This is a genomic window from Victivallis vadensis (assembly GCF_003096415.1).
Classification (GTDB): Bacteria; Verrucomicrobiota; Lentisphaeria; order Victivallales; family Victivallaceae; genus Victivallis; species Victivallis vadensis.
The window spans coordinates 12117-26857 of record NZ_QEKH01000025.1; the positions used below are offsets into that span (position 1 = coordinate 12117).

At 49.3% G+C, this 14741-nt stretch carries 16 protein-coding genes; 1 reads left to right on the plus strand and 15 read right to left on the minus strand.

The genetic code is table 11. The features are described 5' to 3' along the window. Positions 1-7: 7 nt before the first annotated feature. The 15 genes from C8D82_RS14300 to C8D82_RS14365 form a co-directional block, all read right to left on the minus strand. Positions 8-2704, minus strand: coding sequence for a phage tail tape measure protein (locus C8D82_RS14300; protein WP_116884968.1), 2697 nt, complete (start codon positions 2702-2704; stop codon positions 8-10). Next, positions 2685-2870 carry a hypothetical protein gene (locus tag C8D82_RS20775; protein ID WP_133245220.1) on the minus strand — a complete coding sequence of 62 codons (186 nt, stop codon included), beginning with the start codon at positions 2868-2870 and terminating at the stop codon, positions 2685-2687. Before C8D82_RS20775 ends, C8D82_RS14300 begins: the two co-directional genes overlap by 20 nt. An 83-nt stretch (positions 2871-2953) precedes the next feature. Continuing rightward, positions 2954-3445 (minus strand): hypothetical protein, encoded by a 492-nt coding sequence (locus C8D82_RS14305; protein ID WP_116884969.1) that lies wholly within the window; start codon positions 3443-3445, stop codon positions 2954-2956. 28 nt (positions 3446-3473) lie between these two features. Further along, on the minus strand, positions 3474-3884 hold the full coding sequence (locus C8D82_RS14310; RefSeq protein WP_116884970.1) for a phage tail tube protein: 411 nt from the start codon (positions 3882-3884) through the stop codon (positions 3474-3476). 17 nt (positions 3885-3901) lie between these two features. Next, positions 3902-4300 (minus strand): hypothetical protein, encoded by a 399-nt coding sequence (locus tag C8D82_RS20780; protein WP_133245221.1) that lies wholly within the window; start codon positions 4298-4300, stop codon positions 3902-3904. After that, complete coding sequence (locus C8D82_RS14315) at positions 4300-4692, minus strand: hypothetical protein (RefSeq protein ID WP_116884971.1); 393 nt, start codon at positions 4690-4692, stop codon at positions 4300-4302. The genes C8D82_RS20780 and C8D82_RS14315 overlap by 1 nt, the downstream gene beginning before the upstream one ends. Then, on the minus strand, positions 4689-4934 hold the full coding sequence (locus C8D82_RS14320; protein ID WP_116884972.1) for a hypothetical protein: 246 nt from the start codon (positions 4932-4934) through the stop codon (positions 4689-4691). The genes C8D82_RS14315 and C8D82_RS14320 overlap by 4 nt, the downstream gene beginning before the upstream one ends. Then, a complete protein-coding gene (locus tag C8D82_RS14325; protein WP_116884973.1) occupies positions 4934-5284 on the minus strand; it encodes a head-tail joining protein in 351 nt (116 codons plus the stop codon). The genes C8D82_RS14320 and C8D82_RS14325 overlap by 1 nt, the downstream gene beginning before the upstream one ends. Next, on the minus strand, positions 5284-5631 hold the full coding sequence (locus C8D82_RS14330; RefSeq protein WP_116884974.1) for a DUF2190 family protein: 348 nt from the start codon (positions 5629-5631) through the stop codon (positions 5284-5286). The genes C8D82_RS14325 and C8D82_RS14330 overlap by 1 nt, the downstream gene beginning before the upstream one ends. Positions 5632-5666: 35 nt before the next feature. After that, on the minus strand, positions 5667-7634 hold the full coding sequence (locus C8D82_RS14335; RefSeq protein WP_207776142.1) for a phage major capsid protein: 1968 nt from the start codon (positions 7632-7634) through the stop codon (positions 5667-5669). After that, positions 7627-9063, minus strand: a complete 1437-nt coding sequence (locus tag C8D82_RS14340; protein WP_116884976.1) for a phage portal protein — start codon at positions 9061-9063, stop codon at positions 7627-7629. The genes C8D82_RS14335 and C8D82_RS14340 overlap by 8 nt, the downstream gene beginning before the upstream one ends. Next, positions 9063-9266: a hypothetical protein gene (locus tag C8D82_RS20785; protein ID WP_133245222.1), complete on the minus strand. Its 204-nt coding sequence runs from the start codon at positions 9264-9266 to the stop codon at positions 9063-9065. The genes C8D82_RS14340 and C8D82_RS20785 overlap by 1 nt, the downstream gene beginning before the upstream one ends. Positions 9267-9450: 184 nt before the next feature. After that, positions 9451-11514: a DNA cytosine methyltransferase gene (locus C8D82_RS21630; RefSeq protein WP_207776143.1), complete on the minus strand. Its 2064-nt coding sequence runs from the start codon at positions 11512-11514 to the stop codon at positions 9451-9453. After that, positions 11511-13865: a terminase gpA endonuclease subunit gene (locus tag C8D82_RS14360; RefSeq protein ID WP_116884978.1), complete on the minus strand. Its 2355-nt coding sequence runs from the start codon at positions 13863-13865 to the stop codon at positions 11511-11513. The genes C8D82_RS21630 and C8D82_RS14360 overlap by 4 nt, the downstream gene beginning before the upstream one ends. Next, entirely contained in the window at positions 13828-14055 is a 228-nt protein-coding gene (locus tag C8D82_RS14365; protein ID WP_116884979.1) for a hypothetical protein, read from the minus strand. Before C8D82_RS14365 ends, C8D82_RS14360 begins: the two co-directional genes overlap by 38 nt. 128 nt (positions 14056-14183) lie before the next feature. On the opposite strand from C8D82_RS14365, the gene C8D82_RS14370 reads away from it, so the two are divergent. Continuing rightward, a complete protein-coding gene (locus tag C8D82_RS14370; RefSeq protein WP_116884980.1) occupies positions 14184-14666 on the plus strand; it encodes a winged helix-turn-helix domain-containing protein in 483 nt (160 codons plus the stop codon). The last annotated feature ends 75 nt before the right edge of the window (positions 14667-14741 follow it).

The window sequence follows — 14741 nt, forward strand, 5'->3', positions numbered from 1 at the left end:
CTTCTCCTTATCCGTAGGTCAAGGCGGCAGTTGAACCGCCTTGCAGTTTTTTGATTTGCCGGTTTGTTTCCCGGGTATTTGAAACGATCTGTTCCGATGCTCTTGCTGTTCTCTCCTGGGCGTTATTTGCTCCACCGAGCATAGCATCAAGAGCTTCTGCACTCCACGCACCGACTGCTTTGCCACCGCCGAAGGAGGAATTGAAGCGGGTTTCAGCATTTCTGGTATTTTCTGTTGCAGCTTCAGATTTTTCCTTGGCTTCATCGATTTGTGCAGCTTTTTCAGCCGCACGCTGTTTCACCTCGTCCATTGCAGACTGCCATTCTGATTTTGCGGCATTGATTTCTGCTGCAGCTCCGGAAAGAGCCTGACTGTATTCCCGCTGATTTTCAGCAATTTCCTGATTCATAGCATCTTCTGCACCTTTGATGGTAGCATCCCATTCAGAGGTATCTATCGGAGCATTGGCTTCAGCAAGACCGGCATCCGCACGCCGTTTACTTTCGTTGAGTCTGGCATACATAGCGTTATCAAGACCGGTATTGGCACTGCTCCATTCATTTTTCAGAGAAGCAAGTTCCCGGTCAGATTGCCGTTCTGCATCAGCAGAGCGTTGCCGTCTGGCACTCTGACGCTGATTGTACTGCCGTTCAACAACAGCAATTTCGGCATTGACTTCTTCTTCGGAATCAAAGAGTCCTTTGGTGCGGATCCACGCTTTCTGGATTTCCAGAACGGTTTTCTCAAAAGCACTGACAATGCCGTCCCAGATATAATTCCACGCTTTTTGCATAGCATTTCCGATATATTTCAATCCCACCAGGAGACCGTACCAGAGATCGTTGCCGAGCTTCAGAATGGCAGTTGATGTCACTGTCCAGGAGTCCTCAAGGAAATTTACCAGAGGATACCATACCTTGAGAATGCATTTCCAAAGATACTGAAAACCATAAAGAAGTCCGTACCAGAGATGATATCCACCTTTCAGAATAGAGTAAATCACTATTGTCCAGGCATCGGCAAGAAAGTTTTTCAGTTCGAGCCATGCTTTTTTCAAAGGGAACACCCCTTGCAGCCAGACAACTTTCAGAGCTGCAAGTCCAACCTTGGCAGCACCGGCAAGATCTCCGGATGCCAATGCGATTTTGATAACTTCCCAAGTCTTACCGACAACATCTTTTATTGCGGCAAACGCAGTTCTGAAATCACCTGCAAGACCACCCACTGCATCGGCGCAGATTTTCCAAGCTCCGGTAAGTTTCCAGACAACTCCGACCAGAACGGCCAATGCCGCTCCGACCAGAAATGCCGGGGATGCGATCGCCGTCCACATTGCCAATGCCACTACCTTGGTGGTGATCATTACTGTCTTCAGCAATGCAAACGCCGCCATCAGAGCTTTTATAGCAATAATCGGAGCGAGGATCACTGTCTTGAGAACAGTAAATGCCGTAGAAAGAACTCCGACAGCCATCGCCACGCCCTTGAATAGAAGTCCAAGCGTTATCAATGCAACTCCGGCAGCAAGAAATCCTGCAATAACCTTTACTGCAATGATAACTACTTCCTTGTGAGCTGCAATCCACTCTGCAACCCCAGTCAATACGGTGGACAACTTTTTCATATACGGAGTAAGAGCTTCTCCGATGATTCTGCCGATAGCGATTTGGCATCCCTCAACGGCTGACATGAAGATTCGGAAAGCTCCACCGATGCCAGCATCCATCTCCTGGGCGGTACTTGCGGCAGTCCCCTGTACGGTTTTAAGTTTCTGAATAAACTCTTCCAACTGGGTGATATTGCCGCCTAACTGCAAACCGGCAAGAGAGCCGCGCAGGTCAAAAATCTCTTCCGCGAAAGCAATTCTTGAAGCGGTCGGCAGGCTGTTCATATGTCTTGCGATATCTGCCATAATGTCCGGCATTGCTCTCAAATTGCCATTGGCATCAGTAGTGGCAATACCCACGGCTTTGAGTTTGGATTGGATTTTGGTATTGGCAAACTGACTGTATGCCTTACGCAGTGCTGTACCAGCAAGCGATCCGCGAATACCCATATTTGCCAAAACGCCCAATGCCCCGGATACATTGGTGATGCTGTCTTTGGCTGCCGCCGCCTGCGGTCCAGCCATTTTCAATCCCTCGGCAAGGTCTGTCAGCGTCTGTGCAGAGCCGTTGGCAGTTGCTGTAAGGATGTCTGCAACCTCTGTCATCCGGGAAGATTCAATGCCGAATACGCGCATATTATTTGCGGCGATTTCAGCAGCTTCTCCCAGATCAGTCCCGGTAGCACGGGAGAGGTTCAATACCGCAGGAATTGCATTTTCAATTTCCTTGGGTTTGAACCCCATTCGTCCCAGAGCCGTCATTGCTTCGGCAACCTGTCTGGCGGTGAAGGAAGTTTCCCGTCCGAGTTTTTCCGCAACTGCGGTCAGAGATTTAAACTCCTTTTCCGTTGCTCCGGTAACACCTTTGACCAGACGCATCTCATCATCAAAACCGGCAAAAGTTTTTGTTGCATAAGCAAATGGAGCTGCGGCAAGAGTTGCCACAGTTACCATACTTTTTCCGGCAGAGGTGAGAGAATTTCCGAAATTTCTTATTTTAGCCTGTGCCGATTTCAAGCCACGCTCAAGTTTGCTCTGGTCAAGCATAAGCTCTACAAAGGCTTTACCGGCTCTTACATTACCACTTGCCCCTGCCATGGGTCACCATCCTTTCCGGTTCTGTCAGCATTTGTTTCATTTCAGCAACGGATATCCGTATTTTCGGTTTTTCCCTGCCGGAATGCTGCTGATATGGATTGAAATCTGCGGGTTTTACTGATTTTCCCTTTTTACGGTCACGGAAGATGTTGACCAGAAGTGCCATAAGAGAGCTTGTTCTGTTCCACTCAAATCTTCCGCGCCCCTCTGCCATAACCAGCAATTCCCGCAGAGTGAACGGATCAGGATTTATTCCGCAGATCCCGGCACATTCGCAGACAAGCCGGTCAACTGTTCCAGTTTTGAGACCAGTTCTTCCTCGAACCTGCCGTCGCTGATCAGGCTTTCCAGTTTCTCCCGGGCAATCTTTTCGAAGCGTCGGGTGGCAGAGAGGATCTTCTGAAACGCCTGACGCTTCGCTTCCGGGAAAAAATTTACGATCTCATCCAGAAGAGCAGCAGTGGCATGATCGATAACATCTCCTGCCATAGCTCTGCCGAAATCCTCATCGGTGATGCCCTGGGCATCTGCTTCATTTTTGCAGACTGCATAGAGAACATCAACGAGCAGAACCGGATCGGTGGAGAGTTTTTCCAGAAGTTTGGTGCTGGGATTGTTTTTCTCATCCATTTCCACAATGGCATTCAAATCCACATCACAGATCGCACGGACACGTTTAATGGCAGCAACATTTACTGCCACGGTCCAGATACGTCCGGCATTATCGGTAAAACTTTTCATTGGGCATACTCCTTATATAAATATGTTTTTATACCCACGCAGGGGCACGGGTGGATGCAGTCGGTTTTGCAGTGACGCTTACAGTCAATGCTTCTTCCAAAGGCTGCTCAACGGAAAATCCGGTGATGGACCAGTCGGCATCCAATCCGCTGCCATTCCCGTCAGTTACAAAAAGAGCAAGAGGGGTATTGCCGAAGTAGGCATCACGGAATGCAGTAAAATCTGCGTCTTCCGTATCATACAGAATTCCGAATTCCAGAGATGCTTCTTTGAGAGTAGCGATAGATGCTTTCCAACCGCTGGTGGCCCGGGTGGTCACATCTGCTTCTCCGGATTCCATAGAAAGGGTGAGATCCTTTACATTTTTGACTTCAGTGGCAGCGGTCTGACCGGCAGTGCCACGCATCAGAATTGCATCAAGACCAAGAACAACAGCCATAAATAAAACTCCTGTTTTTAAGGTTTGAGAGTGTCTTCCCACAGTTTTGGCAACTGGGGAGCGACTTTTACAAGTGTAGGTCCCATAAGCGGACGCTTTGGGTATTTTCTTTTGCGGTACATACCGCCGAACTCATGAGCCGTCATTGAGATACCGATAAAAGATTCAGCCGGACCGATGACAACAGTCATCCGTTCCTTTTCTACGCCAAAGAGGATTGAGCGTTTGAGTAATCCGCGTCTGGTATGCGGAGGTTTTCCCGGTGCGGAGGAATGTTTTGACCTCGACACAGTATTCCGGGCTGATTTCCGGATGTATGCTCCGGCACGGGTAAGTGGTTTTGTGCCGCTTTTCTGAATCGTTCTTTTCAGTTCGTGAGTATCAAATTCAACTCTTACATCTGCACCTTTTATCATCAGCGTATCTGCTTGAAGGTGAGTTCCATGACGGAAGTGAACTGCCGTCTTTCCCGCAGATGTTCGGGACTGTAGATGGGGTTGTACCCAACGCCGATGCAAATTGCTCCGGCAAGTTTTTTGTTGAGAAATCCCAGGCCGATACGCTCCACAGTGTGAAGCAGTTCCGGAAGTTCATCCTCAATTCCCCGTTTCATAAATCCGATTTGAACTTTCAGAAGTTCTTCATGGGATGCACGGGAAAGGGTTTTGTATTCTGTGGCAACAGGTACTACTGCCACTTTCATGGTTTCCAAATCCCGGAGTTCAAATTCCGGGTAAAACAGCAATTCAGCATTGTATTCTGCAAGTTCTGCAGTTACAGCTTCTGCGAGTTTCAAGACTTCGCTCATGCTCCTCCTTTCAGGAACGCTACAACAATATTGCCGATTGCCGCAAGCAGAGCCAGCAAAGCAGCTCCCAACGCAGAAAGCATTGTTTTCTGCATATCGGATGCCGGTTTACAGGGCGGATAATGATGCTGTCCTGCTTCAAAGTGCATTTTTATCATACCCTTTAACTCCGCAAGCTCAAGCCGGGACTGATTGACCGCGTCCCAAAGATCCCGATGGTCGGGAATATCTCCGTTTGCCATTATATTATTCCTATCTCTTTGGTATGGATCCTGCGGACAAGATGCTGTGAACCGGACCATCTCCAGACCGGTTCTCCGTTGGGAGCAAGGACTTCATACTTGCGTCCATCATACTGAATTGTATCTCCCTGTACCGGATCGACCGGCAAATCTGCTGCGGAAACAATAAAGTCCCGCGATTCTGTCCGGATCGTCATACCGTATTCATTTTCGGCTCTGAACAGCGTTCTTCCCAGAGTGGCACAGATGTTAAAACTCTCTCCGCCCCGGCAGATATAAACCGCCGGAACAGAGAGGGTATTGCGCCGTTGGGAATCAAGCCATTGAGCAGCCTGTTCCATGATATTCATCACGCAGTGACTGCTGCCACATAGGGAGCATTAAGCAGGAGATGAACGGTTGCATCCGCAGATGCGGCACTGGCAACTGCTTTACCAATGTAGATGTTACCGGCAGCAGCAGTGGTGACATTTTTGTTCTTGGCATCCCAGTAAAGGGGAACGCCTGCGGAAATTTCTCCGGATGCCTTTGCAACTTCAAAAACACCGGTCACCGCAAGAGAACCCAGAGTATCAGAAGCGATATCCAGTCTGGCAATGCCGACAAGAGATTCCAGAACAATGACTTCTCCGGCAGCAACAGCTTCGGACGGACGGTAATCAAGGGACTTGCCCTCATGAACATAACGTGCAATCATAAAGTTTTCTCCAAATTTTGAATATTTCTGTCAGATCAGGCAGCACCATTGGCTTTCACCATACCGCGGAAGTCCTGCTCACGGACGCCGATATCAAAGTAAACGCGGAACCACATACCCAGCGTATTGAAATCAGTTTCGCCACGCTCAATGGTAGGAGTGCGTTTGCCCTTGAGGAATCCGAGTTCAAAAGTATCCACAGTACGCGGATCACCGAAGAGATACCAGGCAGTCTGGCTGCTACCGTCATAGGCCGCGTTGCCGAGGTAAGGACTGGATACCACCTGCAGATTTTCATCGGCAAGGACATTGATTGCCGGTCTGACAGTGTTTTCAGTACCGCCGCTCATCACCAGAGTAGCTCCGCGGGTGAGTTCAATGGCAAGATGTTTCAATGCAGTCGGCACAAGCAGATACCGGGGTTCAACGGAGATCGGCTGTCCGTCCGCATCCACCTGATCCAGATAGAGCTGAACCGCTTTTTTGAGAGAGTCGGCAGACAATGCACTGGATGCACCGGTCAGAATGTTGCGGTGGCTGTTATGGAACAGAGCCTTACCATCATTCTGGGCGGGATTCTGAAGCAGACGGGAGAAAAAGAGCTGATCGATCAATCTTGCCGCTCTGTTACCCATGGCAACCGGAACTTTCATAAAGGCGTTCAAATCATCGTTGATGATCATTTTTCTGGTCAGGCAGAATTTTTTGCCGTAAGTTTCCAAACGGTTGGTCGCAGCTTCTTCCAACAGACCACCGTCCTTGATTTCACCGTCAGCGGCAACCGGGAGCAGATCACCGACATCCGTCAAGCGGAATCTTTCCGTTTCTTTGAAATCATTGAGATCCCCGGTGGAACAGAGTTTGGTAGCGATGACCGGCTGGGCTTCGTAGCTCTGAAGCAGTTTTTTGTTTGCCACATTGGAAAGAATACCCGGCAGGGAAACAGAACTGAAAGCGGCACGGATAGTTTCATTGTCAAAGCCACGACTGTAAGGAATACCGTCAAGTTTCATGCACTCCACCATCAGTTGTTTGAGGGGCATATCCATTTCACGCATCCCCGCTTCAACAGTCTGCGCTCCATAGGATTTTTCCAGAGCATCGGCAGAAACTCCGACACGCAGACTCATTGCTGCTTCAAGGGTTTTACGCATTTCACCGCCTTCCGGTTTACTGTGGATGGCAATATTGACGCTGGCGGCAGGACGTTCGGCACGGAGAGTTTCAAGGACTTTTTTGGTAACCACTTCAGGAGACCAACCGGCAGAAACAGCCTGCTTTTCAATTTCAGGAAATTCACCGGCGCAGATTGCCTGGATTTCACTCACGCGTTCACGCTCTGCTTTGACAGCAGCCACAGCGGCATCTTTTGCAGTCGCAGCAAGGTCCACTTCAGCTTTTGCTTTGACTTCCTCCGGCTGTGCCTTGCGCTCATCTTTTTCCAGTTCCGCATTTTCTGCACCCGTCGCTTTCAGATTTTTGTTTTCGTCAGTCATGACTTCTCCTTTGTTATTGATAAGATTGAATTGGGCGGTAACACGCATTTTTGTAGAAGCATCCGCGCCGACCGCCACCACGGAAACTTCTCTTAATACCGATTTCTGAATATGATAAAAGGGACCGTCAATGGTTTGGCCGTTGACTTCGCGGGAGCCTTTCACCAATTCACACTCTCTGACATCCGCACCGATGGAGAGCTGCCAGTCAGCTCCTGCCTTGGACTGGGCCACGATGTCATGGGCGTCCTTACTGTCAGAAACGATTTCTCCGGTGATTTCCAGAGCATTGTTTTTGACGCTGGCTGAAATCATTCCGACACGGCTGTCAGTTTTGTTTTCATGGTTTGTCAGCAAAGGAACGGTATCAGGGATCTCCATTCCCGCCAGATCGACCACTACCGGGAATTTCCATCCCGGCAAATTCATCTTTCCACCGCCGTAGGCAAGTCCAGCAACTTTCGGCTTGCCACCATTGGCAGCTTCAATGAGCGTAAATTCACTCATCTTTTTCATTCTCCTGTTGTTGGGAATCTTCTTCTGATTCCGTGGGTTGTGATGCCGGTTGCTCTCCCGGAACAGGGATGCCGTACTCCCGCATCAGTTTGATTTCTTTTGCTCTCTGCCGCAGTACCGACATATAATCACGGCCGTCTTTGGCGCATTCGGCAGCCAGAGTAGTGGTATGATTTGCAAGTCTTATCTGCTGGGCGTTTGCTTCTTTTGTCGGATCAACATGGACAAATCCGTCCCAGAACCATGTGTGACGCGGCGTCCGGAACTCTCCGGTGGGATTGACCAGGGAATATTCTCTGAACCACATTGCAAAAATCTGATTCAGCACTTCTGATTCCCAAAAGGCTCTGTCTACCAGCACACTTTTATGGTAAAGTTGATTATCAAGTCTGCCGCTGGCGTAATTGTGACCACTGAAATCACCAGATACCGAACCGTATGTAGATACAGCACACCGGGCGATTTCCGACAGAATGATTTTGACAAATTCTGCATGATTGGCAGTCGGCTGTTTTGCATCCAACTGTGCCATCTTCCATCCGGCAGGAACGGTGAGCATCATATTCCGTTCCAACTCCAACGCATCCATTGGCGGAACTCTTTCTGCTTCTCCGTCCGGGGGAGCATCCGTGTAAAGAATTGCCGCAAAGTCTGCAGCAGCTTCAGCGGCAGACAGTACCGCCAAGTTGTATCTTCGCAGTTGAGCAAAAAGCGGAAGTGCGGCTGTCAGTTCCGGTATCCCCCGGTGCAATCCGGGTCTGTCTGCCCGGAAAATATGGAGCATATACTCTGCCGGAATATGGAACGCTTCCCACACAGTAGAGAACTTTTCATCTCCCGGATGGTATTTCAGAACCCGGTAACTTACCGGATTTCCCCAGTCATCGTAGGTGATGCCATCAACGCTATTGTCATCGTTCTTCCATTGCAATTCACCGGCAATCCTGTCTGCTTCAAGCAGTTGAATATCCATTTTGACCGGGTGATTTACCTTGGGATTTGTGACCATTGCGGCAAAAGATTCACCGTCCTGACACCGGGCAACTCTCATCATCCGCAGTTTTTGCGGTAGACGGATCGCTTCAGCCCACGCCATAAACTCCCGTTCGATCTCATCGTTGTAATGCTCATTTTCCGTCAGCAACTGAATCCGCGGACCAGTACCGATGGTGTCATTGGCAAGCATTTGCACCAATCCCTTTGCATAGGAATTATTGGCAACTTCATACCGGGAGCGCATACGGAGAGTTTTGCGGATCTCCGGATTTGCCTCCTGGTCTGCAGAGAGATAATCGGCCATTGCCCAGTGCCGGATGTTGTCCCGGGTAGTTTGTGCCGCATCAAATCTGCCGATTACCCTGACCGGGTTTTCCGCAGGAGGGGTTCTGCTGCGGAACATTGATTTCAGTTTTTTCAGCATTATACTGCTCCTGAATGGTTGAGTTTGGTAATTTTCAGACCGCTACCTCTGCGCAGAGCTTTCTTTTTGGCAAGATATTCATCTGCAGCGATCTGGTCTGCAATGGAATGCTGTTCTACTTTCTGACCGTCAATATCCACGGATTTAGGACCAGTGGCATTTTGACGGATTTTTTCCTCAAGATTCTCTTGGTTTTCTGACATAAAACTCCTTGACTTTTACGGTGTTATGGATTATATTACTGCGTGATTTTTTTATCGAAAGGGATTTTTTATGGCAACAGAATTGCAGCAGAATAAGGATATGGCAAAGACCGAAAAAGTCCGTAAGTCCATACTCAAATTCGGCAAACGCTATGCCAAATCCTTTGAAAAACTGGCAAAGTGATTATTCCGCTTTACCGGCAGTCATCTTTGCCTTGATGTAGTTTTCCACTCTCTGAATCCGCAGACCGATCCATTCCATAACATTGACGCACATACTGTTTCCGCAGGCCTTGTAGCGTGGAGCATCCGGACATTCCTCTTCCGGTTTTCCTTTCCAGGGAATCCTGGTGTGATTGTCAGGAAATCCCATAAGACGCTCACATTCAACCGGGAGCAGTCTGCGGACAGTTGCTCTGCTCATTACCTTGGGACCGGAAGTATTCGGTTCTCCGCTGGCAGAAGTAAGTGTTCCTGCAACATCCCCGGTGATCTGCTGATTGTAGACATCAACTCCTTGCGGTGATTGATATGCTACGGCGTGAACATCTTTTGCCGTCTGGGTATACATCACTCCGTCTTCGCTGATGCCAAGTCCGGACCCCCCCTTGCGCTCTGCCTTTGCCATTTTGTCACCATCAAGTGCAATTACTTCACTTTCAATGACAACAGTTTCTGTTCCCGGGCCGTTGGCGGTAACGGTTTTGCCTGCTTCAGCTTTGGTCACATACAGACCGCCATTGGGACGGTCGGCACGTGTTCCGTTGGCATCGCAGGGAGAGATATTAAAACACTCTTTGACCGCTACTGCCGGGATCACCTGACTTCTGACCGTGGGGAAAACCTCTTCCCAGTATCCCTCCTGATTGCCACCGGCATCATTTTTGATAAATCCGAGAACATCCTGCACCAGCGGAAGATTATTTCCGCCTGTGCCGCATCTTCCGGTGATTGTCGGAGAAACTCCATCAGTTTCTGTGACTCGGCTGTCATTGGCATGATTTTCATAACAAATGACTTCCGGTTCTTCGTACACAGCTTTTCCACCTTTGTAATCGGTGGCAATCAGGGTCGGAGAAACTTCTTCTTCCTGGACATCGACTTGCCGCATATCAATTACGCATTGCAGTTTTTTCTTATCCGGCATCAGCTGATTATTGCTGGTACAAGTCAGAGTGTCGGCTTTTTCACTGCCGTCCCACCACTGCACCAGCGTCTGGTCATTGGCAGTTGCCAAAGTAAGAGAGCGTTCCGTACTGATCAGCGGTCCTTTCCCGCCACCGGAGCAACCCTCACGCATCCGCACGGTATGACTTACTCTGTGCAAGCCGCCTGTCTCTGCAGAGCCATCAACAGAAGAGATGGCAGAGTCTTGCCGCGTCTTTCGGCTCGGCGGATTATCCCGGTCGCGCATTTCGCCGTCAAGAAGTACCGCTGCGGGATACTGCCAGTCAAAAGGATTTCCGATAGGCTGGCTACGGTATCCGACCACGAAGAGTCTTCTTCGCCGTTGGGGAATAGCTCGCGGGAACGAGGGAACTCTTGTATATTGGCTGTCGCAAATTCGCCATGCCAAGCTGAAACATCCTGGGGCGGAAGTGACAATTCCTGATTTTCCCCATCCTTTTTCAGGGACTGGGACTTCCCATCCGCAGAGGAGCGATAAGAAGCTGGCAAAATCGCGTCCGCCTCCGCTCGATAGTACGCCCGGTACATTTTCCCAGACTGTCCACCGGACATCTGTGCGGTAAGCCAGCCTGACAAATTCAAGGGCCAAATTGCCCCTGGGATCGGAGAGTCCTTTCCGCAATCCGGCAAGGCTGTAGGACTGGCAGGGGGTCCCACCGACAAGCAATTCAATTTTTCCTTCATAATCATCCTTTGTTATTTTTGTGAAATCTCCCAGATTCGGAACAGTTCCACTGGAAGGAAACTCGGCAATCTGTTTTTGCCAGGTCACACGGAGTTTCCGTTCCTTTTCGCTTTCTGCCGAATCAGGATCAAGTGTACGGAGCGGTTTTGTCGCTCCAAAACGGTGCATCAGTACCGCAGAGGGAAATGGCTCAACTTCAGCAAAAAACTTTGCCTTCCATCCGAGCTTTTTCCAGGCAAGTCCGGCAGCTTCAACACCGCTGCAAATACTTCCATAATCCATATTGAAAATCCTTTGTTTTTGTTCTACCCAGTTTCTCTCCCGGATATGCCGATTTTGTCTCACTGTTTTTGAAAAAAATTCAATTTTTTTCATTTTTTTCTGTTTTTCTGGATTTCAGAGAGTTTCAGACCTTGTGTTGAAAGTGCCGGAGATGCTGGTAAATCTCCAGTTTTCATTCTGCGGATATCCGAAAGACGCATTGCCGGACCGGACACGGCTTTACGGGTAGTCGCAATTCCGAACTCCGGCATAGTTGCTCCGAGCATAGAACCGCATACCGCACAACCGGCAAGGCAGTCCAGCCAATGGTTGTCACTGCGTTCCGGACGGAGTTTCCATTCATCAACAGTTCTGCCACGCCCGGTGGTTTTTACCCTGTATTCTGCAGTCAGGTGTTCTGCAATAAGTTGATGAAGCGCAGGGTGGCGTCCATAAAATGACAAACATCCCCGGTCACCCATAGGAACTGCAAGGCGGGCATGGATAAATGATTTCCAGAAGTTTGTATCAAATATCACGTGCCGTATAGCTCTTTTGCCGACAACATTCGGCATCATCCAGTTAAATCCCAGACGGTCTCCCGGCTGCTTTCTGTATTCAGTCATCGGTTTGCTGCTTGCCCCGACATAGCGTCCGTGTGCAGGAAAAAGAATGCCTGCCCATTGACTCTGTCGGCAGAATTGGTAGACCACATCCGTACTTTGTCCCCAGTTGGCATCGATCATGGCTCTTTCTATTTTCAGCAATGCTCCATCTTCACGCTCCCATTCCCGGGAAAGCAGATCATCTGTCAATTCGGATAATGCTCCGTAAAGACACCCTTCCAATCCGGCATTGGGGAACTTTGCCTGTATTGTCGGATTGGCAGAAGCAAGAGAAAAAATACGGTTGTGCTGATCGGGCCACGCTCCATACTCAATAACCGCACCGCTGAAATTTTCCGACCAGGCGGTGACTGCATAAAACAGAAGAGATTTCTGAATATCAATAAATGCCGTTACCCGGTCACACTCCAATGGGATGCGTCCCTGTTTCAATCCGTTGACTTTACTGGCGATCTCATCAACAGAGAGCATGACATCATCGCCCATATCTTCCGGCAGAGGCTCATTCTGATACTCGCTCATAAATGCCGCTTCATCCTGGAACTTCAGATTCATAGCGTGCTGCAGAGCAGAGATCTCATCATCATTGAACCGAGCCTCCCACTCAACAACTGCTCCTTCATCCATTTCTTTCCGGTGTTCTGCATAAAATTCTGTTGCTGCCTGGAAATTTCCATCGGTCCGCAGCGACTCTGCCCGGATGTCAGCATACTGTTCCCAGAGCTTCATGTTTTTGGGCATTGTATAAAGCATCTTTGTTTTTTCACCGTTCCAGTCAGGATGAGTCTGCCGGTTGAGAATCGTATCTGCCATATCCCCGGGCCGGATAATGGTACATGGCATAATGCCTGATATTTTCTGACCGGGGCCAGCGAGACCGAGAATATCTCCGGCAAGAACGCGGACTCTTTTTCTGGTCTGTTCAAGACTGCCTGCAGATTCGGAAGTCTGCGGGTCATCAATGATTACAAGACTGGGGCGGACATTTCTGCCGTCACTGCGCTTGTATTTCATTCCACGGATACGGCCGGTAATACCGGCTACCCGGACGATGATGCCGGATGCAGGACTTTCAGCAATAGTTGGCAAAACGATTTCATTGCTGGTCCAGGTGATCCGGGTTCTCTCTCCTTTGTAGAGCTGTCCGGCACAGCGGTTGGCAATGCCGTCAAGGGCAGATATGGGAAAACAGACTTCCGGAAAATCCGCAACAAGATTGTCATTGATTTCCAATTCTGTTTTAATGCTTTCCAGCATTTCAAGTGCTGCAGCTTCTGTTGCTCCGACAAGGACTACAAATTCTCTGTGACCATAGAGCATAGACCATAATGCGGCACACTCGGTCAAGGTTGATTTCCCGGAGCCACGGGGCATTGCCAGTGCAAAAAGTCCGCCACGCAAAACTGCGGTTTCAATGCGGTTGATGACTTTCAGATGGTCATCACTCCAGGCAAGTGTAAAGTTGCCGGGAAAATAAGATTCGCAGAAGAGTTTGAAATCATTTCTGCACATTTCCTTGAGTTCCGGGTTCTCCACTTCCGGCAAATCACCGATGTCCCGCCCCGCCAATGCCAAAGCAATATTCCGGTTGCGGACAGCATTTTTCTTTTCCTCATAGGTCTGCACAGGAGTATTCTGTTTTATAAATAACTGTTCACGCAACCAGGCGGCATATTTGAACAGATTTATACTCTGACCGTTATCATCGGAAATCCGGAATCCTGCTCTTTCTCTGTGACGGCGTAACTGCCGGTCATTCAGAACATCATGCAGTGGGGTGGAGTTGATAAGCCGAACCGCTTCACTCGGCCGCAGTTTGGCCGGATTCATTGTCGCCATTACTGTGAACCTCCCTGATTATCCACGCCATATATTTCACAAGGCTGATAGTGCCGTCAGCGTTTACCGGCACTCCGCCGTCAATATCCTCCTGCAACATTTCTGCTGTCATATCCCGGAATCCGGCCTTTTTGAGAAGCGTTACAAGATTTTCCCGGGACAAGGCAAGAGGATTAAGTTGTTTATCCATATAACATCCTCATAGTAAAGAATTAAGCGTTTAATATCAAAACTCCGCTGGCTATCTCCGGAATGTACGCTTTATTAACAGTAGAGCAGGATAATATGCTCATAGTCAACAATATAAGGAGATAGAAAATGAACGGAACATCTGAAATCAAAGTCGGCAGCAAAGTGATCCTCAAGGTCGGACGCAATGCGGTAGAAGTGGAAATCCTCAAAGCTATGGCGGATGGCGATGCCTACTGGGTAAAAAGCATCGCATCCGGCAAAGAGTTTATGATGCCAAGTGCACGCATCAAAGTGCCGACCGTCAGCATCGAGCCTGTCGAAGAACAGGAAGAAGCTCCGAACCCTGCGCCGGAATGCACCACCGCACCCAAGAAAGAGAAAAAGCTCTCCCTCATGGATGCGGCAGTGGAAGTTCTCAAGCAAAGCGGAGAACCAATGAACACCCGGGAAATGGTCAAAGCCGCCACCGACTCCGGGCTGTGGATCCCCACGGACTGCAAAACTCCGGAGCAAACTCTCTACGGCAGCATCTTCCGCGAAATGAAAATCAAGGAAAATCCCCGCTTCGTCAAGAGTTCGGTCAAAGGCAAATTTGAATATGCCGGATAACCGGACAAGCTCACCGGACAAGTAGCGGACAAGCTGACCCTACAAGTTCACCCTACAAGTAGCCGACAAGTACCC

Coding starts and splice junctions, on each gene's coding strand:
- C8D82_RS20775 (WP_133245220.1), bottom strand. CDS start 2,870: ATGGCACTTCTGGTCAACATCTTCCGTGACCGTAAAAAGGGAAAATCA.
- C8D82_RS21630 (WP_207776143.1), bottom strand. CDS start 11,514: ATGAAAAAAATTGAATTTTTTTCAAAAACAGTGAGACAAAATCGGCAT.
- C8D82_RS14305 (WP_116884969.1), bottom strand. CDS start 3,445: ATGAAAAGTTTTACCGATAATGCCGGACGTATCTGGACCGTGGCAGTA.
- C8D82_RS20780 (WP_133245221.1), bottom strand. CDS start 4,300: ATGATAAAAGGTGCAGATGTAAGAGTTGAATTTGATACTCACGAACTG.
- C8D82_RS14310 (WP_116884970.1), bottom strand. CDS start 3,884: ATGGCTGTTGTTCTTGGTCTTGATGCAATTCTGATGCGTGGCACTGCC.
- C8D82_RS14315 (WP_116884971.1), bottom strand. CDS start 4,692: ATGAGCGAAGTCTTGAAACTCGCAGAAGCTGTAACTGCAGAACTTGCA.
- C8D82_RS14320 (WP_116884972.1), bottom strand. CDS start 4,934: ATGGCAAACGGAGATATTCCCGACCATCGGGATCTTTGGGACGCGGTC.
- C8D82_RS14340 (WP_116884976.1), bottom strand. CDS start 9,063: ATGCTGAAAAAACTGAAATCAATGTTCCGCAGCAGAACCCCTCCTGCG.
- C8D82_RS20785 (WP_133245222.1), bottom strand. CDS start 9,266: ATGTCAGAAAACCAAGAGAATCTTGAGGAAAAAATCCGTCAAAATGCC.
- C8D82_RS14365 (WP_116884979.1), bottom strand. CDS start 14,055: ATGGATAAACAACTTAATCCTCTTGCCTTGTCCCGGGAAAATCTTGTA.
- C8D82_RS14370 (WP_116884980.1), top strand. CDS start 14,184: ATGAACGGAACATCTGAAATCAAAGTCGGCAGCAAAGTGATCCTCAAG.
- C8D82_RS14330 (WP_116884974.1), bottom strand. CDS start 5,631: ATGATTGCACGTTATGTTCATGAGGGCAAGTCCCTTGATTACCGTCCG.
- C8D82_RS14300 (WP_116884968.1), bottom strand. CDS start 2,704: ATGGCAGGGGCAAGTGGTAATGTAAGAGCCGGTAAAGCCTTTGTAGAG.
- C8D82_RS14335 (WP_207776142.1), bottom strand. CDS start 7,634: ATGAGTGAATTTACGCTCATTGAAGCTGCCAATGGTGGCAAGCCGAAA.
- C8D82_RS14360 (WP_116884978.1), bottom strand. CDS start 13,865: ATGGCGACAATGAATCCGGCCAAACTGCGGCCGAGTGAAGCGGTTCGG.
- C8D82_RS14325 (WP_116884973.1), bottom strand. CDS start 5,284: ATGAATATCATGGAACAGGCTGCTCAATGGCTTGATTCCCAACGGCGC.